This window comes from Mesorhizobium sp. USDA 4775 (assembly GCF_054062655.1).
This window is the reverse complement of sequence record NZ_JBSSFM010000001.1, coordinates 2,741,556-2,767,573: the sequence shown is the minus strand read 5'-3', so window position 1 is coordinate 2,767,573 and position 26,018 is coordinate 2,741,556. Positions and strand designations below refer to the sequence as shown.

The following is a 26,018-nucleotide window of genomic DNA, read 5'->3' as shown; positions in this document are numbered from 1 at the left end:
GGGATTCGAAGCATGGGATGCTGCACCATCCCAACGCCGCCGTCAGCGATGCCGTTCCTCAGATCCTGCGCCAGTGGCTCCAAGAGTTGCGCACCTGTTTCACAGCGCCCAGTTGGGAACATGTCCTTGTTCTGGTCATGGGAGCTTTGCTGGCGCCGGGCAAGCGGACCGTCAGCTCCTGCTTGCGCATGACCGGCAGGGCCGAGGCCGCCAACTTTGCAAGCTACCACCAAATCTTCAACCGAGCCTGCTGGAGCCCCCGTGCCGTTGCCAGGCGATTGCTGGGCCTCGTGGTCGAACGGCTCGTGCCCGATGGCCCCATCGTCATTGGCATGGACGACACCATCGAACGCCGATGGGGACGCCGGATCAGCGCACGGGGCATCTACCGGGATCCAGTGCGCTCCAGCCATGGCCATTTCGTCAAAGCCAGTGGCCTGCGCTGGTTGAGCTTCATGGTGCTGACCCCGGTGCCATGGACGAGCCTGGTAAAGGCCTTGCCGGTCCTGACCTTGCTTGCCCCATCCGAGCGATCCGACCATCAACGTGGGCGGCGCCATAAGCTGCTGACCGACTGGGCGCGGCAGGGCGCACTGCAACTCTGTCGCTGGCTGCCAGGGCGCCGCGTCATCTTCGTAGGCGACAGCAGCTTTGCCGTCCATGAACTGGCCCATGCCATCACTGCCAGGGCAACGCTCATCAGCCGGCTGCGACTGGATGCCAGCCTGTTTGCGCCACCGCCAAAGCGGACCACGCGCACCCTCGGCCGGCCAGCGCAAAAAGGTCCAGCACTACCAAAGCTCAAGACCCTCCTGTCCAACCCCGCCACGACTTGGGCCAGGATCATCGTGTCCGCCTGGTATGGCCATGTCGACGGCAAGACGCTCGAGATCACGTCTGATACCGCCTTGTGGTACAGGCCCGGTACCCCGGTAATGCCGATCCGCTGGGTGCTGGTCCGGGATCCCGATGGTAAACGCGCGCCCCAAGCCTTCTTCAGCACAGACATCGCCCTCGAGCCCGCCGACATCATCGCCCTGTTCGTCCGCCGCTGGCAGATCGAGGTCACGTTCGCCGAGACCCGCGCCCACCTTGGCGTTGAGACCCAACGGCAATGGTCCGACAAGGCCATTGCACGAACCACCCCAACATTGCTCGGTCTCTACACCCTCGTATCGCTATGGGCCTGCGATCTGCTCACCAGCACCACCACCCCATACGCCGCAGCGTGGTACCGAAAAACCAGCCTGACGTTCAGCGATGCCATCGGCGCAGTCCGCCTCGAAATCTGGATCGGCGATATTAATCAACACTCCCCGCCAAACCGGGAACGACAAAATATCCCGCCACAACGCATCCTGCGAATGGCGCAAGCACTATGCTTCGCCACCTAAACGTACAAAGTCGAGATCAGAGCCTGATCCGAAAGTCGGCGGCTGAGGATTGGCGAGGGATTTTTGCCGATCCGGAAGGAGCCGATCGCAGCCGATATTGGGATATCGGCAAGATCGGCGACGCGCTGGGCGGCGAAAAGACCCGCCAAGCCGACCCGATCGACTTTCGGATCAGGCTCAGAGCGCCTTGAAGCCTTGCATGCGCCAGCCGCCGGCGCTGGCCAGGCAGAGCTCGCCCTCGAACATGGCAACGCCGTCAAAGCTTTCGCGCGAAGCCTTGAAGCGGCGGCAGGTCTGGCCCCGGTCCTTCAATTCCGCGAGTTCGGTGATGGAGCCGCGTGAACCGGTGCCGGCATTGGCCCACGGCACGGCCTGGCCGCCGAGCTGCTCGATGTCGGCGGAGGACACCGCATTGCCGATCGTCGTCTGGTCGGAGTCGCGATCCGAATCGGCAGGCGCCGATTGAGGCTGCGTGCTGCTGGTCAGGATCGAGCGGTCGACTTCGGCTTTTTCCAGGCTGAAGCCACCCGCGCCGCAGGCGGCAAGCGGCAAGGCGGCCGCCACGATCGCCGCTTTCGCGCTGGCCGAAGCGATAACGCTCCATTGCCTGCTGTCAAAAGCTTGCGCGATACGCGACAATCGGCAACCTCCCTGATTTCGTGACAATTTGAGAAAAACTATGAGTGACACAGAGTTAACAACCAGTGACTTTACCGAAGCGGCCGAGCCGTTTCGCCTCTTTGCCGCATGGCTTGACGACGCCACCAAGAGCGAAATCAACGATGCCAACGGCGTGGCGCTGGCGACCGTCGACGCCGAAGGCATGCCGGATGTGCGGATGGTGCTGCTGAAGGGGTTCGATGAAGGCGGGTTTGTTTTCTACACGAATTTCGAGAGCGCGAAGGGCCAGGAGATTCTTGACAGCATGAAGGCGGCGATGTGTTTCCACTGGAAATCGCTGCGCCGCCAGGTGCGCATTCGCGGCCCGGTGGAGATCGTCAGCGATGCCGAGGCCGACGCCTACTACGCGACGCGCCCACGCGGCAGCCGCATCGGCGCCTGGGCGTCGAAGCAGTCACGGCCGCTGGAAAGCCGCTTCGCACTGGAGAAAGCTGTCGCCGAATACACGGCGCGCTACGCCATCGGCGAGATTCCGCGCCCGAAGCACTGGTCGGGTTTCCGCATCGTGCCGAAGACGATCGAGTTCTGGCACGACCGTCCATTCCGGCTGCATGACCGGGTGGTCTTTACCCGCAACGCCCAAGGCGATTGGGACAAGACGCGGCTCTATCCCTGAAAGGGCAAGGCCTCAGCTCTTCTTCCTGGTCATGAACGCGGTGAGCGCGGCGCGCGCCTCATCCGACTTCAGCCGATCGCGAAAATGCTGGCTTTCCTCGCCGATGCGGGCAACGAGGTCGTCGCGCGAGCCGCGCATGAGATCGCGCGCGATCTTCAGCGCCTGCGGCGGCTTAGTGGCGATCTGGCTGGCGGCCGCAAGGACCGAGGCCTCCAGCGCGGCCTCCTCGACCACATCGTAGATCAAGCCGGCGGCCTTCGCGCGCTCGGCGGAAAAACCTTCGCCTAGGCCGAGCAGCGCGAAAGCGCCTTGCTGACCAAGGATGCGTGGCGCCAGCAAACTGGAGCCAGCCTCGGGCACCAGGCCAAGATCGACGAAAGGCGTCCTGAAGACGGTGCGCGGCGTGGCGAAGGTCAGGTCGCAATGCAGGTTGATCGTCGTGCCGATGCCGACCGCGATGCCGTCGACGCCGGAGACGATGGGTTTTTCGACCCTGGCCAGCGCCATCAGGAAATCCCAGACTTCCGTGCCGCCGTCACCGCCGGTGGCGACAACCATGAAATCGGCAAGATCGTTGCCGGAGGAGAAGGCGCCGGGCACGCCGAGGAAGACATGGACGCGGATCGCCGGATCGGCGTCACCCTCGGCAAGCGCCGCCGACATCTTTGCGTACATGGCACGCGTCAGCGCGTTCTTCTTGTCCGGGCGGTTCATGCGGATGATCTGGATGGCGCCCTGGCGCTCGACGAGGATATGGTCTGTCACGGTCTTCTTCCCTGGTGAGCGCTAAGAGAATTCAAGCTGATATCAGCGCCTTGCCGGCGGCAGCGAGGCTCTCCGCGCCGTCGATGACACGCTCCTTCAAGGCGCGTGCCTCGCCGAGCAGGTTTTCGGCGAAGAAGCGGCACAGGGCGATGCGATCCTGATCGGCAAGAGCGCCGCGCGCCAGATAGGCGCCGCCGGCGGCAAGCGAGATCAGCCTGAGATACGGCGTCGCTCCCGCCAGCACCTCTTCCATCCGGCCGTCGGCCGACGGTTTCTGCAGGAAGCGCGTCGCTTGCGTCAGGTCGCTAAGGGCTGCGTCGAGAGCATCGGCGGTGCGGCCGAAACCTTGCAGGTTTGAGGTCCGCACGGCGTTGGCGACGGCGGCCAGTTCGCCGATGAAGCCATGCACATGTTGGCCGCCGCCGAGCGGCAGCTTGCGGGTGACCAGATCGATCGCCTGGATGCCGTTGGTGCCCTCGTAGATCGGTGCGATGCGCGCGTCGCGGTAGAAGGCTGCTGCACCGGTTTCCTCGATGAAGCCCATGCCGCCATGCACCTGCACGCCGAGCGAAGCCACCTCGACGCCGACATCGGTCGAAAACGCCTTGGCCAGCGGCGTGAGCAGGTTGGCGCGATCACGCCAATGCACAGCCTGATCACCATCCGAGACGCGCGCCATATCGATGGCATGGGCGCAGGAATAACTGATCGCCCGCGCCGTCTGCGTCAGCGCCTTCATGGTCAGGAGATTGCGCTGCACGTCGGGGTGATGGACGATCGGCGCCATGCCGGCGCCGGCATAATCCGCCGCCTTGCCCTGGCGGCGCTCATTGGCATAGGCGATCGCCTTCTGGGTGGCGGCTTCCGCGACCGCGACACCCTGCATGCCGACGGCCAGGCGGGCATTGTTCATCATGGTGAACATGCAGGCGAGACCCTTGTTTTCCTCGCCGATCAGCCAGCCGATGGCGCCGGGTCCGGCGCCCTGGAAACCGTCGCCATAAATCATGGTGCAGGTCGGCGAAGCATGGATGCCGAGCTTGTGCTCGAGGCCGGAACAGAAGACGTCGTTGCGGGTGCCAAGCGAGCCATCATCGTTGACGAAAAATTTCGGCACCAGGAACAGCGAGATGCCGCGTGTGCCGGTGGGCGCATCGGGCAGCCGAGCCAGCACCAGATGGATGATGTTGTCGGTGAAATCGTGCTCGCCATAGGTGATGAAGATCTTCTGGCCGAAGATGCGGTAGGCGCCGTCGCCAGCGGGCTCGGCGCGGGCGCGCAAGGCGGCGAGATCGGAGCCCGCCTGAGGCTCGGTCAGGTTCATCGTGCCCATCCATTCGCCGGAGACGAGCCTTTCGAGATATTTCGCCTTGAGCGCTTCGGAAGCGTGCTTGTCGAGCGCTTCGACCGCGCCCATGGTCAGCGTCGGGCCGATGCCGAAGGCCATGGCGGCCGAGTTCCACATTTCGAGCGCGGCGACGCCCAGCATGGTCGGCAGCGCCTGGCCGCCATACTCTTCCGGCCCCGACAATGCGTTCCAGCCGCCATCGATCCAGCGGCGATAAAGCTCCTTCCAGCCGCGCGGCATGGTGACGGCGGCATCCCTAAGCACCGCACCCTGCTCGTCGCCGATCTTGTAGAGCGGTGCCACCTCCTCGGTGGCGAAACGGCCGGCCTCGCCAAGGACGGCGTCGACCAGGTCCTCGCCGAGATCGCCGAACCTACCGGCATCAAGGGCGGATTTCATGCCGGCAACATGCTTCAGCGTGAACGCGATATCCTCGACCGGTGCCCGATACATGCCGCTCGATCCTCCTGATGCACCGGCCTCGCCAATCCTAGAGCCGGCGCGGCTGCAAAACCATCCGCCTTTGGGCGGTCTCCCCGTTTCTTTTTACGTAAACGTCAAACTTTGTCACGTGGATTTTGCAATCGCGCCGGCCTGTATTAAATTCGATAGGCGCCGCATCAAGCCGACCGGCGACAGACCAGAACCAGCCGACCGGAACAAGCCCATGCTCGCCAGACCCGACGCCTATCGCTGCATCGAATGCGGCTTGCCTTACCGAGCGACAGGGTTTTGGCATCATGGCGGCCAGTTGGAGCACGGTGCGGCCTACTGGTCGGATCGCGGCATATTGTGCTCGCCGCAATGTTCTCTTGCCCACCACCGCAAGCGCGCCGCCGAAGGCACGCTGCAGCAGGAGCCCGCGCCCGATCCGTTTGAATTTCAGCCCTTCAGCCGGCGCTAGCTTCCCAACGGCCTCTGCATCGAGAAGCATTTCCTTAACCATAGCGGTTCACCATCGGTGTTTGATCAACGGGGACCCCCTGTTTGAAAACGCCGGCGCACCTTCTTCGCCGCTCAGCGATCGCTCTTGCGGCGATGATGGCGCTGATATCGGCGTCAAAGGCTTCGGATTTCTCCGAGCCGTGGAAGAACGCCGACCGCGCGCTGGTGATCGACGCCTACGAATACAATTCCATCGACTGGGCGCAGTTGGCCACCGACAAGCGCATCGCCGCCTTCATCAACAAGGCGTCGGACGGCATGCCGCCGCCCTATTTTTGTTTCGGCAGCGACACCGACGTGAAGCTCTGCAAGGCGCTGTGGAAACGCCATGCGGTGACGCGCGAACTGTTTCAGACGCGCCGGGTCGTGGCCAAGGCGCTGGGACTGAAATGGGGCGCCTATCATCTCGCCCGCCCCGGCAATCCGGTCGAGCAGGCCAATAATTTCCTCGATTTCGCCGATCCGGCACCGGACGATCTCATGGCGCTCGACATCGAGGGCATCGATCCCTCGCAATGGATGTCGCTCGACGATGCGGAGGAGTTCGTGCGCCAGGTGCATCGGCGCATCGGCCGCTTCCCGGTGCTCTACACCAACGGCAAGACCGCGCAGTACATCGCCGACAACCGCTACAAGTACCGGCTCTTGTCGCGGCTGCCGCTTTGGTACGCACGCTACAAGCCTGATATCGACGTGCATTTTCCGATGGGCAACTGGCAGGGCTACGCGCTCTGGCAATTTTCCGCGCAAGCCAATTGCGGCCGCTTCCGCTGCCCCTACAGGGTGGCCGGCACGCCCAATGACATCGACGTCAACGTCGTGCCGGCGGATGCCGCCATGCTGCGCCAGCAATGGCCCTTTGGCGGGCTCATCGACGTGCCATCCGACTATCTTGCCAGCGTGCCGGTGCCGCTGTCGCGCGAAGCAGCGCTCGCCGGCAAGACCACCCTCATCTATGCGGATGTAGCAACGCCGCCGACCTTCGAGGAAATGGTCGCGGTGCTCGGTTCGCGCTGGTCCAAATTCCGCGACGGGTTCCGCATGCCTGTTGTGAAGACGGTGCCGCGCAGGCCGGGCTTCGGCATCGTGCAATATGTCGCCTGGAAGCGGACCGGGCAACGCTCACCCGAGCAGTTGGACGCCGCCCTTGCCGCGGCCGACCCCGTGAGCACCGGTTCGACCGAAATCGATCGCGGTCAGCCGTAGGCCGCCGCTCCGAAATCTCAGCTCGCCCGCTCGCGCGCCACGGCCTGCCAGCCGATGTCGCGGCGGCAAAATCCGTCCGGCCAATCGATCCGGTCGAGCGCGGCATAGGCCCGCTTCTGCGCCTCGCCGACCGTGGCGCCGGTGGCGGTGACATTGAGGACGCGGCCGCCATTGGCGACCAGCGCGCCGCCGTTGATGGCGGTGCCGGCATGGAAGATCTGGACGCCTTCGCCCGCCGCTTCCCCGACGCCGCGGATGACCGAGCCTTTTTCCGGCGTGCCGGGATAGCCCCGCGCCGCCATCACCACGGTGAGTGCTGCCTCATCGCGCCAGCGTATGGACGTGTGCGCCAGCTGACCGTCGACGGCGGCATTGAGCAGCACCAGCAGGTCGTCCTTGAGCCGCATCATCAGCACCTGGCATTCCGGATCGCCGAAGCGGGTGTTGTATTCGATCAGCTTCGGCCCCTTGTCTGATATCATCAGCCCGGCAAAGAGAATGCCGGCGAAGGGCGCGCCAAGCTCGGCCATGCCGCGCATCGTCGGCTCGATGATCTCGCGCATGGTGCGCTCGATCATTTCCGGCGTCATCACCGGCGCCGGGGAATAGGCGCCCATACCGCCGGTGTTGGGGCCGACATCGCCGTCGCCGACACGCTTGTGGTCCTGTGCCGTGCCGAAAGGCAGCGCGGTCGTGCCGTCGCAGAGGCAGAAGAAGCTCGCCTCCTCGCCGGTCATGAATTCCTCGACCACCACCTCCGCACCGGCTGCGCCGAAGGAGCCCTCGAAGCAGGCATCGAGGGCCGCCCGCGCCTCGTCCAGCGTCATGGCGACCGTGACACCCTTGCCGGCGGCGAGCCCATCGGCCTTGATGACGATCGGCGCACCCGTCTTTTCGACATAGGCCTTGGCCGAGGCCAGATCGTTGAAACGGCCATAGGCGGCGGTGGGGATGTCGTATCGGGCGCAGAGGTCCTTGGTGAAACCCTTGGAGCCTTCCAGCCGCGCGGCGGCCTTCGAAGGCCCGAAGACGCGGATGTTTTCGGCGCGCAAATCGTCCGCGATACCGGCGACAAGCGGCCCTTCCGGACCGACGACGACGAGGTCGATCTTCTTCTCCCGGCAGAAGGAGGCGACAGCGGCGTGGTCGGTGATATCCATCTTCACCAGTTCGGCCTCAGCGCCGATGCCGGGATTACCGGGGGCCGCGTAAAGCTTGGTCAGCAGCGGCGAGGCGGCGATCTTCCAGGCAAGCGCATGTTCGCGGCCGCCGGAGCCCAGAAGAAGAACGTTCATGGCCACCTCTTGATGCTAACCCTGGAGAGCACCCGCTATTGCTCTCCGGGCGACGGGTCAAGGCATCAGGGTGTTTTGATCCGAATTGCGCACGGGAACGTTATCCCCGGCCGAATATGGGCGCCGAATTCCGGCGCCCATATTCTGGCCCGCTTCAGCCGGGAAAGACCACCGGGAACCAGTCTTCGCGCAATTTCTGCCCCGGCCGCATGCCATGGCCGTGATAGGGCGGCGAGGTACGACCCGGCCGCTCGACATAGTGGGCATCGTCGCCGACCCAGCGCAGCGACAGCGCCCGGCGCCGCGCCGCGGTTAGATTGCCGCGCGCGCCATGCGCGGTGCGGAAGTCGAACAGGATGGCGTCGCCCGGCTCCATCTCCCATTCGAGCACTTTCATCGACGGGTCGTTGTCGGGATCCGGCACCGGCAAATAGTCGCCTTCGCCGGCATAAAAATTGCTGTCGTCGAGCCAGCGCACGGGCAGGATCATCTTGTCCCATTTGTGCGAGCCGGCGATCAGGCGCAGCGTTGCCTCCTTCACCGGATCGATGGGGATCCAGAAGCTGACCGTCTGCTGGCCATCGACGAAGTAATAGGGGATATCCTGATGCCAGGGCGTCGGCTTCTGCGTGCCGGGCTCCTTGACCAGAACGTGATCGTGGAAGAACTGCGCGGTGCGCGACTGCATCACCGCCGCCGCCAGTTCGGCGGCCGGCGACTTCCGCACCAACTCGACGAATTCGGGAATGCGCTCCCAGTTGCAGTAATCGTCGAAGAAACTGCCGCGGCCATTGGCGATGTCGGACGCGGTGGCGCTGCGGTTTTGCATGTTGCGCTCGATGCCGGCGGCAATCGTGTCGACCCAGCCCTTGAACGCGCCGCGGATACAAACCGCGCCGTCACGCTGGTAGTCGGCAATCGTCTCCGCATCGATCAGGCTGGTGTCGATGGCGCGGGCAGCAGTCTGGGGAGCCATGGTGTCCTCCTTTCAGGATCGGGACGACTATCGCAACCCGCATTCATTCAGTAAAATAATAACTTCTCATCTGATACATAGAATCAGACTATGAGAATCAGCCTCACCCAATTACGTTATCTGGTCGCTGTCGCCCGCCACGGCAGCGTCACCGGCGCGGCCAGGGCGTTGAACATTTCGCAGCCCTCGATTTCGGTGGCGATCGACGCGATCGAAAAGGATTTCGGGCAAAAACTGTTCGTGCGCCAGCGCGGCAGCGGCGTCTCGCTGAGCTCCTTCGGCCGCGTCGTCGTGGCCAAGGCAAAACAGGTTCTTGCCGAGACCGACGAACTGATGAGCCTGGGGGCGGGCAATTCGGCCGTCGGCGGCGAGTTGGTGCTTGGATGTTTCGAGGATCTGGCGCCCTATTTCGCGCCGGGTCTGATCCGCGCTTTTTCCGAACGCCACCCAGACGTCACGGTGATCGTTCGCGACGAAACGTTCGAGACGCTCGGGCGGCGTCTGACGGATGCCGCCATCGATCTCGGCCTCAGCTATGATCTTGGCCTGCCCGCGCATTTCGCCCGCATCCTGCTGCACGAGCTGCGGCCGCATGCATTGCTGCCGGCAGGTCATGCGCTGGTGGACTATCCCGAGGTCAGCCTGGCGGATCTGGCGGCCTATCCGCTGATCACGACGGACCAGCCGCACAGCTGGCAGCACATGCTCGACCTGTTCCGTGGCCGTGGCCTCTCGCCGGTGGCCGACAGGGCGACAAGCTCGTTCGAACTCCAGCGCAGCATGGTAGCGAACGGATTTGGCGTCGCCGTCAGCTACACCCGCCCGCACGGCGACCGCAGCTATGATGGACTGCCCCTGATCTGCAAGCCGCTGTCGGATCCTCTGCCGATGCAACGCATCATCCTGACCTATGACACGCATCAGCGCGTGTCGAACGCGGCACTGGCATTTGTCGAGACGGCGAAGGCCTGGTTTTCCACGCGCGACATCTTCGCGTCGTGACGGGTCGGCGGCCGTCCCTCGGCCGCTTGCCGCTTGACGGTTTCCGCGGCTGCTGCCACTCCATGGACATGGAACCTATCCAGTCGAAAGCGGCTCAAGGCCGTGTTGCCGATGCACCGAACGGACATTGGGTCTATCGCGTGCTGCCGCGCGCGGTTTGGCCCTATGCGCAGCTCGCGCGATGGGACAGGCCGATCGGCTGGCAATTGCTTTTGTGGCCGTGCTGGTGGTCGGCGGCGCTCGCGGCAAGCGCCTATCCCCGCCCCGGCGACCCGCTGCTCTCGCTGCTGCCGGCGCCATTGTATCTCGTGCTGTTCCTGGTCGGCGCCATCGCCATGCGCGGCGCCGGCTGCACCTATAACGACATCGTCGACGAAGGCATCGACAACCAGGTCGAACGCACCCGCTCGCGCCCGCTGCCATCGGGCCAGACCACACGCCGTCGGGCCTGGCTGTTTCTTGTCCTGCAGGCCCTGGTCGGCCTTGCCGTGCTTCTGCAGTTCAACAGCTTCGCCATCCTGCTCGGCATCTGCTCGCTGGCGATCGTCGCTATCTATCCATTCATGAAGCGGATAACCAACTGGCCGCAATTGTTTCTCGGCCTTGCCTTTTCCTGGGGCGCGCTGATGGGATGGGCGGTCGAGTTCGGCGATCTCGATGGCCCCGCCATCATGCTCTATATCGGCTCGATCCTGTGGGTGATCGGCTACGACACGATCTATGCGCACCAGGACAAGGAAGACGATGCCATTGTCGGCGTGCGCTCGACGGCGCGGCTGTTCGGCGACAACACCAAGGCGTGGCTGGCCGGGCTTTATGGCGGCACCCTGATCTGCTTCGCCATCGCCTTCGCCTCGGCGCAGGCGCCCGTAGTAGCGCTCGCCGGACTGATCGCCGCCGGCGCCCACATGGCGCGGCAGATCGCGGTTCTGGATATCAACGATCCGGACCAATGCCTGCGGCTGTTCCGGTCGAACAACCAGGTCGGCTGGCTGATCTTCCTCGGCCTGATCGGCGGCGCATTGTGGGTGGCGCTGAAGCCGCTGGTGTAGTCTTCCTTCTCGCCGTCACTATACGGGGAGAAGGTGGCGGCAGCCGGATGAGGGGCAGCGCCAACCTTCAAGGTGAGAGGTTCAGCGGCGACACAACTCAACTAAGTCTTAAGGTAGTGACCAAACACTCAGGTCGGCGCTGCCCCTAGGCTAGTCGCGTGAAATGATCTCCTGGCCGTCGATGACCAGCCTGAGACCGAGGTTGCCGGCCCTGCGGCGGGCAAGGAAGCGCGGGCGGCGCGTGTTGGAAACGCGGCCCTTGCGGCGATCCTGCGGCGGCAGCGTCTTGATGGCGGCGCCGAGCGATTCTTCCAGGGTGCGGGCGACGCCGTCCGATTCGATCAACAGCATCGGCAGGCGGTAGGCATCGGCCCAGGCGCGCCAGTCGGCGGCGACATCGTCGAGATCGTCGGCCACCAGCAGCGGCACCGACAGCATCGGATCATTGTGCAGGAGTTCCAGGGTCACCGTGACATTGCCTTCCGGATCCTCCATCGCGCGGGCGGCGACGCCGCGGAACGCATTGGCCGGCAGGGCGATGATCGCCGGTAGGCCGCTCATCTCGAGCATGCGGCGGATCACGGCGCCACGGTGGTCGATGGTGAACGTCACGTCGCCATAATCGTCGCGCGTGGCGTAGCTGACCATCTGGGGCAGTCGGAATGGGTCGAGGCGCATGTTGCGTCCCGCCCAGACTGGCTTCAGTCCGGTGTTCATAGAGTGCCTTCCTGTCTGTCTCCTGAGAGCCGGTGTCCGGTTCTCTCCGGGCCAGTTTTCCCGGCCTCGTTATGGGGAAACAGTAGCGCGGGCTCCTTACCGCCGCGCTTAAGAAAGTCGGTTAAATTTTGCTGATCTCAGGGATGGTTATCGGAATGCCACCGGCCACAAGATGTTGAAAGGATCAGATAACCTTACCGGGATTCATGATGCCGGCGGGATCAAAGGCAGCCTTTACCCGGCGCATCAGATCGATGGCCATCCGCGGCGCCGTGGCGATCAGTTCGTCGCGCTTCAACTGGCCGATGCCGTGCTCGGCCGAGATCGAACCGTGGAAGGAGCGCACGACATCGTGCACCGCCTTGTTCATAGGATGGTAGAGGGCGAGAAACGCCTCGTCGTCGCCATCGACGGGCCGCGAGATGTTATAGTGAAGATTGCCGTCGCCCATGTGGCCGAAGCAGACCACGCGGGCGCCGGCGCTGACCGACGCCACCGCGCCGGCCGCCTCTTCGATGAAGCGCGGGATCGATGCGATCGGCACCGAAATATCGTGCTTGATCGAGGCACCCTCCGGCTTCTGGCACTCGGGCAGCGTCTCGCGGAAATTCCAGAAAGCGTCGCCCTGGGCAAGGCTGGCCGCGACCACCGCATCGCCAACGATGCCTTGCTCGAGACCATCCGCCAGCACCTCCTCGATCAGTTCCCGGCCATCGGCTTCCGAGCGGCCGGAGGAAACCTGCATCAAGACATACCAGGGCCAGTCGTCGGCCAGCGGCCGCACGACACCTTGACCATGCCTGAGTGTGAAATCGTAAGGTCTCTTACCGATCAATTCGAAGGCGGTGAGCGAAGCGCCGGCGCGGTCCATCGCCAGGCTGAACAGCGACAGTGCCGCTTCGGCAGACGACAGGCCGGCGAACGCGACCTCACGCCCCTTCGGCTTCGGGAACAGCTTCAGCACGGCGGCGGTGATGACGCCGAGCGTGCCTTCGGCACCGACGAACAGGTCCTTCAAATCGTAGCCGGTGTTGTCCTTCTTCAGCTTGCGCAGATCGTCGAAGACCTCGCCTGTCGGCAGCACCACTTCGACACCGAGGCAGAGTTCGCGTGCATTGCCGTAGGCAAGCACGCCGGTGCCGCCGGCGTTGGAGGAAAGGTTGCCGCCGATCTGGCAGGAGCCTTGCGCGGCGAGCGACAGCGGAAACAGCCGGTCGGCGGCGTCGGCCGCTTCCTGCAGCGTCTGCAGAATGACGCCGGCCTCCGCCGTCACTGTGTTGGACAGGACGTCGATCTCGCGGATGCGGTTCAGCCGCGACAGCGACAGGATGATCTCGCGACCGGATCTGTCGGGCACCTGGGCGCCGACCAGCCCGGTGTTGCCGCTTTGCGGCACGACCGGCGTTCCGGTCTCGGTCGCTAGCCTCATGATGCGGCTGACCTCGTCGACACTGCCCGGCCGCAGCACCAGCGACGTCGCGCCATGCCAGAGCCCGCGCCGCTCGATAAGATAGGGCGCGATGTCCTGCTCATCGCGCAGTGCGTATTTGTCACCGACGATCGCCGCAAAGCGGTCGATGAGAGCGGGATCGAGTTTTTGCAAAATTTCGGTCATGCGGCAAAACTATGTTGTGGGGTGTGCGTTGTCACCGGGGGGCGGCTGCACGCGAGAGCCGGTCGTTGATGGCCTCGCCGAGCCCACCGAAGGGAATCGTCTCCACAGCGATGGTACGCGCGCCGCTGCGATCGAGTGCCTGCATATAGGCGAAAAGATTGCTCGCCGCCTCGCGCAGGTCCCCTGATACGGACAGGTTGAGGAAGGCTGTAGCATTGCGCCAGCCTTCGGCCCGGTTGCCGCCGAAGCCGAGCAACGCTTCGCCCTCGCCGACCATTCCGGCATTGAGCCGCATGGCAGCACCTGGCGCATAGTGCGAGGCGAGCATGCCTGGCGCCTCGATGCCCGCCCCTCCACCGCGCAACAGCTCCATGCCGATGGCCGCCTCGATCTCCTCGGCGGCAATGCCGCCGGGCCGGAGTAGGCGCACTCCTGCCCCTTCGGCCTTGACGATGGTCGATTCCAGCCCGACCGGCGTCGCGCCGCCATCGACGACCAGCTTGATGCGGGCGCCGAGATCGGCCGCCACCGCTTGTGCCGTCGTCGCGCTGATCCTGCCGGAAGAATTGGCGCTGGGCGCGGCAAGCGGCCGGCCGAGCTTTGCGATCAGGTTGCCGCCAAAGCCCCTCGGCATGCGCAAGGCGATCGTGTCGAGCCCGGCCGTGACCAGCGGATGGATGCCGTTGCCAGGCCGCTGCGGCAGCACCAGCGTCAGTGGACCCGGCCAGAACGCCTGCGCGAGTTTCTTCGACAGCGGATCGAACAGGGCGATGCGCTCGGCCATGGCCATGTCGGCGACATGGGCAATCAGCGGATTGAAGCGCGGCCGCCCCTTGGCCTCGAAGATGCGCGCCACGCCGATGCCGTTGGTGGCATCGCCGGCAAGCCCGTAGACGGTTTCCGTCGGGATGGCGACGACATCGCCGCCCTCTAGCAAAGCCAGCGCCCGCTCCAACGCCTCGCCGACGGCAAGTATCTCAGCCACTCTCGTCACCTCGCAGATGCCGGCTGCGTAGTACGATGGCGGCTGTTGGGCAAGCCGGCTGTTCGGCAAGAGAGGGTCTTGGCGATTTATCAATCCCTAAAATGCTATGTTTGTGCGAAAGCCGGCATCAATTCCGGCCTGCTATTGAGCAGCTTCTGGGCAAGGGGAGCTATATCAGTGTCTGTGCGTGTATTGCTGGGAATAACTCTGGCCACGATGGCCAGCGGAGCTCAGGCCTCGTCCCTGGTCTTTCCCGCCGCCCCGGCCGCGACGCCCTCCATCCTGGTGCTGAAGGCGGCTGATATCAAGGCAAGCGATGTGGTGTCCGTCGTCGCGCTCGGCGAGCCCGACGTCACTTATGAGAAGGTGGCGGCGATCCCCAACGCGCCCGAGGCACGGCACGGCTTCATGCCAAGCCCGATGATCATCCGCGGCGGCATCGTCGGCGGCGATTTCTCGACGCCGACGCAAGCCAAGGCACCAGCCGCGACCACCGCCGCGGCTCCTGCCCCGGCCCAGGCGACCGCCTCGGCGGCTCCGGCGTCGGGCACGCAGAGGAAGCCGGCCGCACCGGCAGCCGCACCGAAGCCCGTTCCCGGGGTCGGCAAGGTCAAGTAGCGGCCACGAATTGCTGAACTAGTCAGCTCGTTGACAGCTTGATGGTGCCCTGCGCACCATTGTCGCGCGAGTTCGTGCCGGCATATCTGGCTGCTCGAAGCCGCCGCCTGAATTTGGTCAAGCGATTCAGGAAAAGGGGTGGCTCTGGCAGACGAGCTTCGTCGTTTCAAAGGGGGTTGATCATGAGACTATCCAAGACCGTTACCGTGGCCGGGCTTCTGCTGGCATCGCTGCTGGGCGCCGGTACAGCGCAAGCCGATGACATGCTGGGGTCCTATGTCGCGCGCATTTCCGATCGGGATCATCAGGCGAGCGACGGCTATGCGCTGGACAGCGCCGCGCAGATGGTGCGGCAGGACCGCGCCAACTGGCACAAATTCCATCGCCGCGACAGCGACGATGAGGGTGATGCCTGGTTCAGGACCAACGACCAGCGCGCCGATCTGCAGCGCATGCTGGAACGTCCCGGCGCGATGAGTTCGTCGACCAAGCGCGCCATCGTCAATGGCGAACCGCTGATCCAGGTCGACGTCTACGAGGACAGCGTGCGCGTCAGCATCCTGGAGAACTGACAAGCGCCCGGGAAGACGGATAAAAAGGGGCGGCGCCGATGCGCCGCCCTTCTTCTCGACAGAGCCGGATTGAAATCTCAGGCCGCTTCTTCCTTGTCGTCCTCGTCTTCCTCTGACGCGCTGTCTTCGGATTCTTCGTCGCCTTCGGCCTTCACGGCGTCGTCGGCATCGTCCTCGTCTTCGTCGTCATCGCCCGAGAGCTTGGCGGCTTCAGCGCCGTCTTCGTCAGACTCTTCGCCGTCTTCGTCTTCGTCGTCGCCTTCTTCTTCGTCGCCATCCTCCTCGTCGTCAGAGTGATCGGCGGCATCGACCGCCGTCGCACCGGCATGGTCGAGGACGGTTTCGGAAGCGGATTCAAGCGCCTCGGCGGCGGCCGAGGTTTCTTCAGTCACTTCGATGTCGTGATCGGAATTCATGGAAGCCTCCGTTGGGTTGGGGAACATGTCCCTTTTGCCACGGAGAGATCATCGTCATATGACTGTAAGCCGGCTCGAACGGCCGGCTCGCAGATATTATTTTTCTCAGGCCTGCGGCCTTTTTATCTGAGCATGATCGCCGGACAAACGAAAACCGTTTGTCCGAGAAAACCGGCACCAACTTTTTTGGATCATGCTACTCAGCCGGCGATTTTCGCGAAGTCCGCGACCTGACCGGTGGCCGCACGGATGCGAGCGAGCAGCGCCAGACGATTGGCACGTACGGACAAGTCCTCATCATTCACGAGAACATGCTCAAAGAATGAATCAACGGGTTCGCGCAACGCGCTAAGCGCCAGCATGGCGGCGGAAAAGTCTTCGTTTTGAATCGCTTCGCCGGCTTGCTTCTCGGCCTGATTCACCGCCGAAAACAGCAATTTCTCGGCATTCTCCTTGAACAGAGCCGGCTCAACGGTTTCGGCGACAGCCGTTTTCTTCTTCTCCTCGGCGGCCAGGATGTTGGCCGCGCGCTTGGTGCCGGCAAGCAGGTTCTTGCCGTCCTCGGTGTCGAGGAAGGAGCCGAGCGCTTCGACGCGGCGGACGATCTGCAAGAGATCGTCGGACTGTGGGGTGATGACGGCGTCAATGAGGTCGTGTCGGGCGCCCTGGTCGCGGAGGTAGACTTTCAGGCGGTCGTGGAAGAAGGCAACGAGGTCGGCGATGAATGGCGACAGCGATGTATTCAGCTCCATCAGACGCTGGCCATCGAAGAACTCTCGCTCCTGATCGGCGGAGCCAAAAGTTTCTGCACTTGCGTTGGCCAGCCCGCCTTTCAACAAGTTGGAAATCAGGCCTGCTTCCGACAACAGCTGGCTTGTCCCCTTGTAATCGCGAATGCGGGAATCGAGCATCGCGACCACGCCACGGCTGTCTGCGCCCTCGCCTTTTTGTTTGTATACAGCGAGGGCCGACGAGACCGCGGCCGCAATGGCAACGCCCAGCGAAAGCTTGAGCTTGTTTTCCAGAATGGTCCTCACCACGCCCAGCGCCGCACGACGCAGAGCATACGGGTCCTTCGACCCCGTTGGCTTTTCGTCGATGGCCCAGAAGCCGACCAGCGTATCGAGCTTGTCGGCAAGCGCGACGGCGACCGACACCGGATCGCTCGGCACGTAGTCGGACGGGCCTTGCGGCTTGTAATGTTCCTCGATGGCCGCGGCCACGGACGGGTGCTCGCCTTGGAGCAGCGCATATTTGCGGCCCATGGCGCCCTGCAATTCGGGGAATTCGCCGACGACTTCAGTGGTGAGATCGGCCTTGGCGAGAACCGCCGCGCGAGCGGCGAGAGCCGGGTCAGCACCGACGGTCGGCGCCAGTTCTTCGGCGAGCCGCCTGATCCGCTCCACCCGCTCGCCTTGTGTGCCGAGCTTGGCGTGGAACGTCACATTGAGATGGTCGAGCCGGGCCATGCGCTGGTCGAGCGGCTTTTTCAGGTCGAGGTCAAACTTTTTCGCCGTGGCTTCGAGCCGGCCCAGATCAGGCAGATCGCCCTGGTCGGTCGTCCAGAAATAGAGCGCGTCGGAGAGGCGGGCGCGCACCACCTTGCCGTTGCCGTGTGCGATCTCCTTGCCACCGTCCCTGGCCTCGATGTTGGCGGTGAGGATGAAGCGGTTGGACAGCGCTTCGCCTTCACCTTGCGGGCGCGTGACAAAGCACTTCTGGTTGGCGCGGATGGTCAGCCGGATCACCTCGGCCGGAATGGCGAGGAAATCCTCTTCGAACTCGCCCATCAGCACGACAGGCCATTCGACGAGACCGGACACTTCCTCCAACAGCCCTTCATCCTCGACCAAATCGAGCCCATTGGCGAAAGCGAGGTTGCGGGCGTCGGCAAGGATGATCTCCTTGCGCCGGTCGGCGTCGAGCACTACCTTTGCCGCTTCCAGCTTGCTCACATAATCGTCGAAGCGGCGTACGGTGATTTCGCCCGGTGCCAGGAAGCGGTGGCCGTAGGTGATGTTGCCGGAGCGGATGCCGTCGATCTCGAAATCGACCACGACCGGCTCCTCGGTTTCCGGGCCGAAGGTGCACAGGATCGATTGCAGCGGCCGCACCCAGCGCAGCGAGCCTGGCTTGGCCGAGGCGGGCCCCCAGCGCATCGATTTCGGCCAGGGGAAATTGCGAATAATGCCCGGGACCAGTTCCGCGATGATCTCTTCGGCCGCCCTGCCCGGCTTCGAAATGTGGGCGACATAGAAGTCGCCCTTCTTCGGGTCGGAATGGACATGCGCCTCGGCGACCGAGGACAGCCCCGCCTTGCGCAGGAACCCCTGGACCGCCTGCTCGGGCGCCGTCGTCGATGGTCCCTTGATCTCTTCGCGGATGTCCTTCGAGCGCGCCGTCAGGCCCCTGATGTCGAGCGTCAGGCGCCGCGGCGTCCAGTATTCGCGCGCCGCCTCATAGGTCAGCCCCGCCTCGACCAGACCGTCGGTCAGCATCTTCTTGAGATCACCCGCCGCCTTGCGCTGCATGCGGGCGGGGATTTCCTCGGAGCGAAGTTCTAGAAGCAGGTCGGGCATAGGGTCAGCTCATGCGGGAGAGTGGTCCGGGCGGGGCATAGCAACTCGGCTGGCCGCTGTCACCCTTTCCGGAAATTTTGGCTGCCCTGTCGGGACGCGGCACCCCAGTCCGTCCTTGGATCAAAGATTTCCATGAACCGAACGCAGCGCTGAAGCGACCCACGCTCAGGCAGGGAACTATTGGCTGAACGACCATGAAAACGGCATCCAGACTTCTGCAGATTCTCGCGCTCAGCGCCTGCTTCACCGCGCAGGTCCATGGCGCCTTCTCGATGCCGGGTGTTCGGCAGGCATTGCGGACAATGGCTGGCCCGAGCGGCCAGATCCTGTCACCGATCAACGCTTCCCTCGAAACGATGAGGTCTGCCTGAAGCTCAGGCAGCCAATCCACCCGCCTGCGTCTTCAAAAACGCCTCGCCGCAGGCCTTCGCCAGGTTGCGCACCCGCAGGATGTAGCTCTGCCGCTCGGTGACCGAGATCACGCCGCGCGCGTCGAGCAGGTTGAAGACATGGCTGGCCTTGATGCACTGGTCGTAGGCCGGAAAGACCATCTTGTGCATCGGCAGATTGTCGTTCGACGCCGGCGCTCCGGCCTCGAGCAGTGCCTTGCACTCGGCCTCGGCGTCTTCGAAATGCCTGAGCAGCATCGCCGTGTTGGCGTATTCGAAATTGTGGCGCGAATATTCCTGCTCGGCCTGCAGGAAGACGTCGCCATAGGTCACCTTGTCGGCACCCTCACGGCCGTTGAAGTTGAGGTCGTAGACATTGTCGACGCCCTGAACATACATGGCCAGCCGCTCCAGCCCGTAGGTAAGTTCGCCCGCCACCGGCGCGCATTCGATGCCGCAGACCTGCTGGAAATAGGTGAACTGCGAGACTTCCATGCCATCGCACCAGCATTCCCAGCCAAGTCCCCAGGCGCCGAGCGTCGGGCTTTCCCAGTCGTCCTCGACAAAGCGGATGTCATGCAGCAGCGGATCGACGCCGATCGCCGCCAGCGAGCCGAGATAGAGTTCCTGCAGGTTCGGCGGGTTCGGCTTCAGGATCACCTGGTACTGGTAATAATGCTGCAGCCGGTTCGGATTCTCGCCATAGCGGCCATCCTTGGGGCGGCGCGAGGGCTGGACATAGGCGGCGTTCCAGCGCTTTGGACCGAGCGCGCGCAGCGTCGTTGCCGGATGAAACGTGCCGGCGCCGACCTCCATGTCGTAGGGCTGGAGGATGACGCACCCATAGGCCGCCCAGTAATTGTGCAAGGTCAGGATCAGCCCCTGGAACGAGCGGCTGGGGTGCATATGGGCAGGGATTTCAATCGTCACGGGTGGCCTCGACAGCAAAGGCTAGAGCCTATCCTCGAGCATGATCTTTTCCGGTATCCACTTTTCGGGATCACGCTCTTGCCGGCACGTCCTAGAGACACGGCGGCGAAGCGTCAAGCAAGGGCACGCCGGATGCGAGCCTCCATGGGTATGCCGCGCGGTGTTGAAGGTTTGCCGAGGGCTGGCCCATTGCCGACCTCGGGGGCCTGAGGTCTGTTCGTTCCTACAGTCCACATCAACGACGATAGGTCCAGCCATGCCGAGTTCCATCATCGTCCGCCTGGTCACGCGACAGGATTTCGATCGGTGGCTGCCGCTGTGGGACGGCTACAACGCATTTTATGGCCGCTACGGCGAGACGGCGCTGGCGAGCGAAATCACGGCGATGACATGGTCGCGCTTCTTCGATGCCTATGAACCGGTCCATGCGCTGGTGGCCGAAAGCGAGGGAAAGCTCCTCGGCCTTGTGCACTATCTCTTTCACCGCAGCACGACGGCGATCGCCCCGAACTGTTATCTGCAGGATCTTTTCACCACGGAGGCTTCGCGTGGCAAAGGCATAGGCCGGGCGCTGATCGAAGGCGTCTATGGGCGGGCGCAGGCCGCCGGCTCCGGACGGGTGTATTGGCTGACGCACGAAACCAACCAGACCGCGATGAAGCTCTACGACAAGGTCGGCGAGCGCTCCGGCTTCGTCGTCTACCGGAGGCTATTCTAGGGTCTGCTGATATTCAGGTGATGCCGGCCTGACCTGAATCTCAACAGCCCTAGACTGGAAACGAAAGCGGGGCTCCTAAAGCAGCCCCGTTCGCATTCAAACATCCGATCTCAGCCCTTCGGGACAGGCACCGGCTCGGGCTTGACCTTGGGTGTCTCCTGCGCCGTGTTGGATTCGATCGGCGGCAGGCCCTTCATCAGCTTCTGCTGCAAGGTGGCCAGCACGTCGGGATCGGGCTTGAGGTCGCGGGCCTGATTCCACTGGAAGGTGGCTTCCAGCTTGCGGCCGACGCGCCAGTAGGCGTCGCCGAGATGGTCGTTGAGAACCGGATCTTCCGGCTTCAGCGATACGGCGCGTTCCATCTCGCGCACCGCGTCATCGAAGCGGCCGAGGCGGAAATAGGCCCAGCCCAGGGAATCCACGATGTAACCGTCGCTCGGTCTGAGGTCGACGGCCTTCTGGATCATCGCCAGGCCTTCCTTCAGGTTGGTGTTCATGTCGACCCAGGAATAGCCGAGATAGTTCAGCACCTGCGGTTGGTCCGGCTGCAATTCCAGCGCCTTGCGGAAATTCGGTTCGGCCTTCGGCCATTCCTTCAGCCGCTCATAGGCGATACCGCGCTGGTAGAAGATGTTCCAGTTGGCAGCGGTCGGCGTCTTCAGCGCCTCGACGGCCTTGTCGTAGAGGTTGGCGGCCGAGCGGAAATCCTCCTTCGAGGAATAGACCCCGCCAAGCGCCAGATAGGCGCGCATGTCGTTGGGATGAGCTTCGACGAAGGCCTTCAGATGAGTGATCGCCTCGTCATGGCGGTCGAGATCGGCAAGGTTGAGGCCAAGCTGCAGGTCCGAAAGCTCCTTCAGCGGCGAAGAATCGGGAATCCGCCGATAGAGCGCTATGGCACCCTCGCCGTCCTTCAGTTGCTCGGCGACGGCGGCGAGTTGCACGAGAGCCGCGTCGCTGTCGGGCCGCAGGGCGAGCGCATATTGCAGGTAAAGGCGAACGAACGGCTCGCCGCCGCCCCGGTTGAGCGCGGTGGCGAGGTCGAGCAGGATTTCGGAAGCACCGTCGGACGGACCGGAAACGAAGGGCGCGATCTTGTCGCCCTTGCTGATCCTGTCGCGCAAGGCGACGATTTCGAGCTTACCCGGCGAAAACGCCTCGGCCTGGTCGAGCACCGAGATCGCCTTGGCCTTGTCGCCCTTGCGGGCCAGGAACGAAGCATAAGCCTGCGCGTTGCGCATCCAGGTTTCGGGCGCGGCACCGCCGGCGGCGGTATCCTGCATCGTCGCGGCGTAGATCGCCTCGGCCTTTTCGGGCATGTTGGAGGCATCGGCGATCAGGGCGCGGTGGAAGGATTTGAACAGGCCGAACCAGTCCGGGCCCTGAAGCTTGTCGATCGAAGCCATCGCGTCGCCGGCTTGGCCAGCACCCTGTTCGGCCCAGCCGGACATCACGCCGGAGATCAGCCGGTCGAGGTCGGATTCCAGTGACAGCTTCAGCCAGTACTGTGCCTTGGTGAAATCCTTCTTGTGGAAAGAATCGACGGCCAGCGCCAGGCGCGAGAAGCGCTCGACATCGGGCACTTCCTTGAGCTTGTCGGCATAGACCAGGGATTCGTCGAAGCGGCCTTGCGCGATCAGCGACAGCATCAGGCTCTGCTGCAGGCCGGTGTCGCTCGGATCGAAGGCCAGGGCCTGCTTGTAGTAAGCGATGGCGCTGTCGAGGTCGTTGTCGCCTTCGGCGATCCGGGCTGCCAGATAGGCGCCCGAGAACGACGAGATCTTGACCGGTTCGGTGGATTGCTTGGCATAGGCCGGCAAAGCCGAAATCGCCATGCCCGTCACAATTGCCAGCCTTGTCAGCCAGCGCGCACGTCCTTGCTGCATCGTATCCCTTTCAGCCAGGCGCCATCTCCGCGTCAGCGGGATCGACGTAGACTCGATCTTTCCGGGCAAAGCATGGCCTTTTTGGGGTCGCGCTTCAATCCGCCTGAAATTCACAATCGAGGCAGCCGATTAACAAACCATAGCTGGAGGTGATTTTCGACTGGGGAAAAGCCGGCGTCAAGGTCAGTCCTGCACGATGGGCCGCCGCACCTTCGTCTCGGCAAAGCCGCCGGCCGCAATCGCGCCGCACAGCTCGCTCCACTCGCAGCCGCCGCAAGCCTTGCGCACGCCACCAACGGAGAACGCCTGTCGCAGCCGCGCCAGGATTGCCTCGTCGAGATCGAGGCGGACGCCGGGCTGGATTGGCAGGGCCAGAACATCCCCGACATCGCGTGCGGCAAGCCGGTCCCGTTCGACGACGCTCTCGTTGCGGCAATGCGGCTCCGGCCCGTCGAGCAAAGGCGCGCAGATGTCGTCAGGACCGGAAACGAGGAGGATATCCTCGCCCCCGCTCAGGCGCTCCGCGATCACGTCATAATTAACGGTGAAGGCGGGGCTGTATCCCTTGCCCACATAGGTGAGCAGGCAAAGGAGATGATGGGCGCGCAGCCTGATCGTCACGGATTGGCCGGCTTCGCCTTGCCGCCGCGAAGTGCCATCAGAGTCGCCGCACCAAGCGCCGACTTCAGCAAGCCGCCGACAATAAAGGGCAGGAAGCCGAAGGTGATGGCCTTCTCAGTGCCGATCATGACGGCAAGCCATGCGGTACCGAGCACCAGGCAGGCAAGATTGCCGAGCAGCATGGCGGCAAAGGCAAGCACCACCCTGTTGCCGTTCCAGCCGCGTTCGGCCAGCCAGCCGGCCAGGGCGCCGGTGATCGGGAAGGCGAAGAGATAGCCGCCGGTCGGCCCGACGAAATGCGCGACGCCGGCGGCACCTCCAGCCAGCACCGGAAAGCCGGCAGCGCCCTCGACAAGCCATGCCGCGATAGTGACCGCGCCAAGCCGCCAGCCATAGAGCGCACCGATCAGCGTCACCGCGAAGGTCTGCATGGTTACGGGAACCGGCACCATCGGCACTTCGATGTAGGAAGACAGCGCCAGGAACAGCGTGCCAAGCGCGACGGCTCCGACCTGCCAGGCGAGCGAGCGGTCCTGAAGCCGAAGCGGGCTGAAGGACGGCTTGCGGGGCGTGAATGCGATGTCTGTCATGAGGGTCCCTTCGGTCGATTTGAAATTATAGATAATTTCTATTTTCGATCTATTATCGAATCCACATTTCTCGCGACATAGCAAGCCTTCCCACGACAAAGAGCGTCTGAACTGCGTCGCGATGTGCTTCAGGCCATTGCTTTGTGGATGTCGCCCCAAATTGAGGGCCACCTTTGGGTGACAGGCATCAACCAACGATCGCGAAGGCTTCACGCGTCGCGCCGGACGCCGTCTTGACTGGCTTGCGGCCAATCCACTGGACATGCCGACCCAATGTCGCCGCGGCCGATTCGGTATTTCCCTGCCGCAAGGCGGTCAGGATCGCCCGATGGTCCTGGTCGGTACGCGTTTCCCACTCCGATCGCCATGCCGCGAAAAGGAAGCGGGCGCTGGCCGCATGCAGATCGTCGATGGTGGCGAGCAGGCGCGGCATGCCGCACGGCGCCAGGATCAGCCGGTGAAAGTCGCGGTTGGCTTCCTCCCAGGATCGGACGTCGCGGGACTTGTCGCCTGCCTTGGTCGCCTCCTCGGCGAGATCGAGAATGGCTGACGTCAGATGCGGCGCGGCGTGGCGCAGTGCCAGCACTTCGAGGGCGGCCCGCATTTCGGCGACCTCCTTGACCTCGCCGAGATCAAAAGCCGCGACGCGCACGCCGCGGCGCGGTTCGCTGACGGCCAGGCCTTGCGCCTCCAGACGGCGGAAGGCCTCGCGCACCGGAACATGGCTGGTGTTGAATTCCTCGGCGACATGATCCTGGCGCAGCCGCGCTCCAGGCTCGATCGCGCCCGAGATGATGCGGTCCGCCAGCGCCTTGCTGATGCGCACCGCGATGGTGTCGTCCGTGCCCTTTGCCATGTTTTATAGATAATTTGCGGCAAGGCACCTTGTCGAGACGGCGAAGCCTTGTTCGCCAAGGTTCTCCCCAGTACAAAGCGAGGGGAAATTCGGCGAAAGGTCGGCCTTCTCAGTTCACCCGGCTGATGCAGAAATCGATGACGTCGATCAGCGCCGATTTCTGCGGCGTTTCTTCGAGCGGCGCCAGAGCGTCGCGGGCGATCTCGCCGAAATGACGGGCGCGGCCGATCGTGTCGGCGATGGCGCCGTGACGAGTCATCAGGCCGATCGCCTTTTCCAGACCCGCGTCGTCGACGACATTGTCCTCGATGGCGCGCTTCCAGAAGGTGCGCTCGGCCTTGGTGCCGCGCCGGTAGGCGAGGATGACCGGCAGGGTCACCTTGCCCTCCCGGAAATCGTCGCCGACATTCTTGCCCAAATCCTTGCTGGTGCCGCCATAATCCAGCGCATCGTCGATGAGCTGGAAGGCGAGCCCGAGATTCATGCCGTAAGAGCGCAGTGCAGCGCGATCATTACGCGTTGCCTGGGCGATGACCGGTCCAACTTCGGCGGCGGCCGAAAACAGCGCGGCTGTCTTGGCCTTGATGACGGCGAAGTGCTCGTCCTCGGTGGTTTCAAGGTTCTTGGCGGCGGCGAGCTGCATGACCTCGCCCTCGGCGATGATCGAGGCGGCGCTCGACAGGATGTCGAGCGCTTCGAGCGAGCCGACATCGACCATCATGCGGAAGGCCTGGCCAAGCAGGAAATCGCCGACCAGCACGCTTGCCTGGTTGCCCCAGATCATGCGGGCGGTCTTCTTGCCACGGCGCATGCCGCTCTCGTCGACGACGTCGTCGTGCAGCAAAGTCGCGGTGTGCATGAACTCGACCGAGGTGGCGAGTTTGACATGGCCTTCGCCGGCATAGCCGAACATCTGCGCGGCGGCGAGCGTCAGCATCGGCCTGAGCCGCTTGCCACCGGACGAGATCAGATGGTTGGCGACCTCCGGAATCATCTCGACGTCGGAGCCGGCCTTGGACAGGATCAATTCGTTGACGCGTCCCATATCGGCCGCCGTCAGATCGATCAGATCCTTGATGGAGGCGGGCTCCCGCTTCCCGTTTTCGATGTTGAGAACGACACCCACGACAATCACTCCCGTCTTGTTGTAACGCGTGCGACGGCACCCTTAATCCCTATCCAGACTCTAGGGCGGCGGACACGGCCACGGCAAGTGGCGAATTGGCGCGGCGCCGGCGACAGCCTG

25 protein-coding genes are annotated in these 26,018 nt (G+C 63.7%); 9 read left to right on the top strand and 16 right to left on the bottom strand.

The genetic code is table 11. The annotated features are described in order from the left end of the window. Window positions 1-17 precede the first annotated feature (17 nt). Window positions 18-1,394: an IS701 family transposase gene (locus ACVILI_RS13220; RefSeq protein WP_091586684.1), complete on the top strand. Its 1,377-nt coding sequence runs from the start codon at window positions 18-20 to the stop codon at window positions 1,392-1,394. Between the two features lie 177 nt (window positions 1,395-1,571). Here ACVILI_RS13220 and ACVILI_RS13215 read toward each other — a convergent pair whose 3' ends face one another. After that, entirely contained in the window at window positions 1,572-2,033 is a 462-nt protein-coding gene (locus ACVILI_RS13215) for an RT0821/Lpp0805 family surface protein (RefSeq protein WP_027046613.1), read from the bottom strand. A gap of 40 nt (window positions 2,034-2,073) precedes the next feature. Between ACVILI_RS13215 and pdxH the strand changes: the two genes are divergently transcribed. After that, the gene (gene pdxH / locus ACVILI_RS13210) at window positions 2,074-2,691 is read left to right on the top strand and encodes a pyridoxamine 5'-phosphate oxidase (protein ID WP_038645385.1); all 618 of its coding nucleotides are present in this window, start codon (window positions 2,074-2,076) and stop codon (window positions 2,689-2,691) included. 12 nt (window positions 2,692-2,703) lie between these two features. Here the strand turns inward: pdxH and ACVILI_RS13205 are convergent, their stop codons facing one another. Next, window positions 2,704-3,456 (bottom strand): crotonase/enoyl-CoA hydratase family protein, encoded by a 753-nt coding sequence (locus tag ACVILI_RS13205; RefSeq protein WP_038645383.1) that lies wholly within the window; start codon window positions 3,454-3,456, stop codon window positions 2,704-2,706. A 31-nt stretch (window positions 3,457-3,487) separates the two neighbouring features. Then, the gene (locus tag ACVILI_RS13200) at window positions 3,488-5,257 is read right to left on the bottom strand and encodes an acyl-CoA dehydrogenase (RefSeq protein WP_038645381.1); all 1,770 of its coding nucleotides are present in this window, start codon (window positions 5,255-5,257) and stop codon (window positions 3,488-3,490) included. Window positions 5,258-5,471: 214 nt separating this feature from the next. Here ACVILI_RS13200 and ACVILI_RS13195 point away from each other — a divergent pair, with 214 nt between their 5' ends. Next, the gene (locus ACVILI_RS13195; protein WP_064983566.1) at window positions 5,472-5,708 is read left to right on the top strand and encodes a hypothetical protein; all 237 of its coding nucleotides are present in this window, start codon (window positions 5,472-5,474) and stop codon (window positions 5,706-5,708) included. 134 nt (window positions 5,709-5,842) lie between these two features. Then, window positions 5,843-6,955 carry a glycoside hydrolase family 25 protein gene (locus ACVILI_RS13190; RefSeq protein ID WP_038645377.1) on the top strand — a complete coding sequence of 371 codons (1,113 nt, stop codon included), beginning with the start codon at window positions 5,843-5,845 and terminating at the stop codon, window positions 6,953-6,955. A 17-nt stretch (window positions 6,956-6,972) separates the two neighbouring features. On the opposite strand, the gene purD is transcribed toward ACVILI_RS13190, so the two are convergent. Together purD and ACVILI_RS13180 are read right to left on the bottom strand one after the other, a co-directional pair. Next, complete coding sequence (gene purD / locus ACVILI_RS13185; RefSeq protein WP_019856953.1) at window positions 6,973-8,250, bottom strand: phosphoribosylamine--glycine ligase; 1,278 nt, start codon at window positions 8,248-8,250, stop codon at window positions 6,973-6,975. A 154-nt stretch (window positions 8,251-8,404) separates the two neighbouring features. Then, entirely contained in the window at window positions 8,405-9,226 is an 822-nt protein-coding gene (locus ACVILI_RS13180) for a phytanoyl-CoA dioxygenase family protein (protein WP_038645374.1), read from the bottom strand. 90 nt (window positions 9,227-9,316) lie between these two features. Between ACVILI_RS13180 and ACVILI_RS13175 the strand changes: the two genes are divergently transcribed. Continuing rightward, on the top strand, window positions 9,317-10,228 hold the full coding sequence (locus tag ACVILI_RS13175) for a LysR family transcriptional regulator (RefSeq protein ID WP_038645372.1): 912 nt from the start codon (window positions 9,317-9,319) through the stop codon (window positions 10,226-10,228). 68 nt (window positions 10,229-10,296) lie between these two features. After that, window positions 10,297-11,280 carry a 4-hydroxybenzoate octaprenyltransferase gene (ubiA, locus tag ACVILI_RS13170; protein ID WP_038652324.1) on the top strand — a complete coding sequence of 328 codons (984 nt, stop codon included), beginning with the start codon at window positions 10,297-10,299 and terminating at the stop codon, window positions 11,278-11,280. A gap of 150 nt (window positions 11,281-11,430) precedes the next feature. Here ubiA and ACVILI_RS13165 read toward each other — a convergent pair whose 3' ends face one another. The 3 genes from ACVILI_RS13165 to ACVILI_RS13155 form a co-directional block, all read right to left on the bottom strand. Next, window positions 11,431-11,997 (bottom strand): DUF6101 family protein, encoded by a 567-nt coding sequence (locus tag ACVILI_RS13165; protein WP_019856949.1) that lies wholly within the window; start codon window positions 11,995-11,997, stop codon window positions 11,431-11,433. Between the two features lie 184 nt (window positions 11,998-12,181). Beyond that, window positions 12,182-13,612: an FAD-binding oxidoreductase gene (locus ACVILI_RS13160; protein WP_240564780.1), complete on the bottom strand. Its 1,431-nt coding sequence runs from the start codon at window positions 13,610-13,612 to the stop codon at window positions 12,182-12,184. 31 nt (window positions 13,613-13,643) lie between these two features. Further along, a complete protein-coding gene (locus ACVILI_RS13155) occupies window positions 13,644-14,597 on the bottom strand; it encodes an L-threonylcarbamoyladenylate synthase (protein WP_038645368.1) in 954 nt (317 codons plus the stop codon). Between the two features lie 216 nt (window positions 14,598-14,813). On the opposite strand from ACVILI_RS13155, the gene ACVILI_RS13150 reads away from it, so the two are divergent. Continuing rightward, window positions 14,814-15,215, top strand: coding sequence for a hypothetical protein (locus ACVILI_RS13150; RefSeq protein ID WP_051726752.1), 402 nt, complete (start codon window positions 14,814-14,816; stop codon window positions 15,213-15,215). 182 nt (window positions 15,216-15,397) lie between these two features. Then, entirely contained in the window at window positions 15,398-15,787 is a 390-nt protein-coding gene (locus ACVILI_RS13145) for a hypothetical protein (RefSeq protein ID WP_027046609.1), read from the top strand. Window positions 15,788-15,864: 77 nt separating this feature from the next. Here the strand turns inward: ACVILI_RS13145 and ACVILI_RS13140 are convergent, their stop codons facing one another. From ACVILI_RS13140 to ACVILI_RS13130, 3 genes are all read right to left on the bottom strand, one after another. Further along, complete coding sequence (locus ACVILI_RS13140; RefSeq protein WP_038645364.1) at window positions 15,865-16,203, bottom strand: hypothetical protein; 339 nt, start codon at window positions 16,201-16,203, stop codon at window positions 15,865-15,867. Window positions 16,204-16,403: 200 nt separating this feature from the next. Then, on the bottom strand, window positions 16,404-18,782 hold the full coding sequence (gene glyS, locus ACVILI_RS13135; protein WP_038645362.1) for a glycine--tRNA ligase subunit beta: 2,379 nt from the start codon (window positions 18,780-18,782) through the stop codon (window positions 16,404-16,406). A 374-nt stretch (window positions 18,783-19,156) separates the two neighbouring features. Next, window positions 19,157-20,101, bottom strand: coding sequence for a glycine--tRNA ligase subunit alpha (locus tag ACVILI_RS13130; protein WP_038645360.1), 945 nt, complete (start codon window positions 20,099-20,101; stop codon window positions 19,157-19,159). Window positions 20,102-20,357: 256 nt separating this feature from the next. On the opposite strand from ACVILI_RS13130, the gene ACVILI_RS13125 reads away from it, so the two are divergent. Then, window positions 20,358-20,819, top strand: coding sequence for a GNAT family N-acetyltransferase (locus ACVILI_RS13125; RefSeq protein ID WP_038645357.1), 462 nt, complete (start codon window positions 20,358-20,360; stop codon window positions 20,817-20,819). Between the two features lie 110 nt (window positions 20,820-20,929). Here ACVILI_RS13125 and ACVILI_RS13120 read toward each other — a convergent pair whose 3' ends face one another. From ACVILI_RS13120 to ACVILI_RS13100, 5 genes are all read right to left on the bottom strand, one after another. After that, window positions 20,930-22,705 carry a tetratricopeptide repeat protein gene (locus ACVILI_RS13120; RefSeq protein WP_027046608.1) on the bottom strand — a complete coding sequence of 592 codons (1,776 nt, stop codon included), beginning with the start codon at window positions 22,703-22,705 and terminating at the stop codon, window positions 20,930-20,932. A 183-nt stretch (window positions 22,706-22,888) separates the two neighbouring features. After that, a complete protein-coding gene (locus ACVILI_RS13115; RefSeq protein ID WP_019856940.1) occupies window positions 22,889-23,326 on the bottom strand; it encodes a DUF1284 domain-containing protein in 438 nt (145 codons plus the stop codon). Next, window positions 23,323-23,916 (bottom strand): biotin transporter BioY, encoded by a 594-nt coding sequence (locus ACVILI_RS13110; protein WP_038645355.1) that lies wholly within the window; start codon window positions 23,914-23,916, stop codon window positions 23,323-23,325. The genes ACVILI_RS13115 and ACVILI_RS13110 overlap by 4 nt, the downstream gene beginning before the upstream one ends. A gap of 187 nt (window positions 23,917-24,103) precedes the next feature. Beyond that, a complete protein-coding gene (locus ACVILI_RS13105) occupies window positions 24,104-24,772 on the bottom strand; it encodes a GntR family transcriptional regulator (RefSeq protein ID WP_019856938.1) in 669 nt (222 codons plus the stop codon). Between the two features lie 109 nt (window positions 24,773-24,881). Next, entirely contained in the window at window positions 24,882-25,898 is a 1,017-nt protein-coding gene (locus ACVILI_RS13100) for a polyprenyl synthetase family protein (RefSeq protein WP_019856937.1), read from the bottom strand. Between the last annotated feature and the right edge of the window lie 120 nt (window positions 25,899-26,018).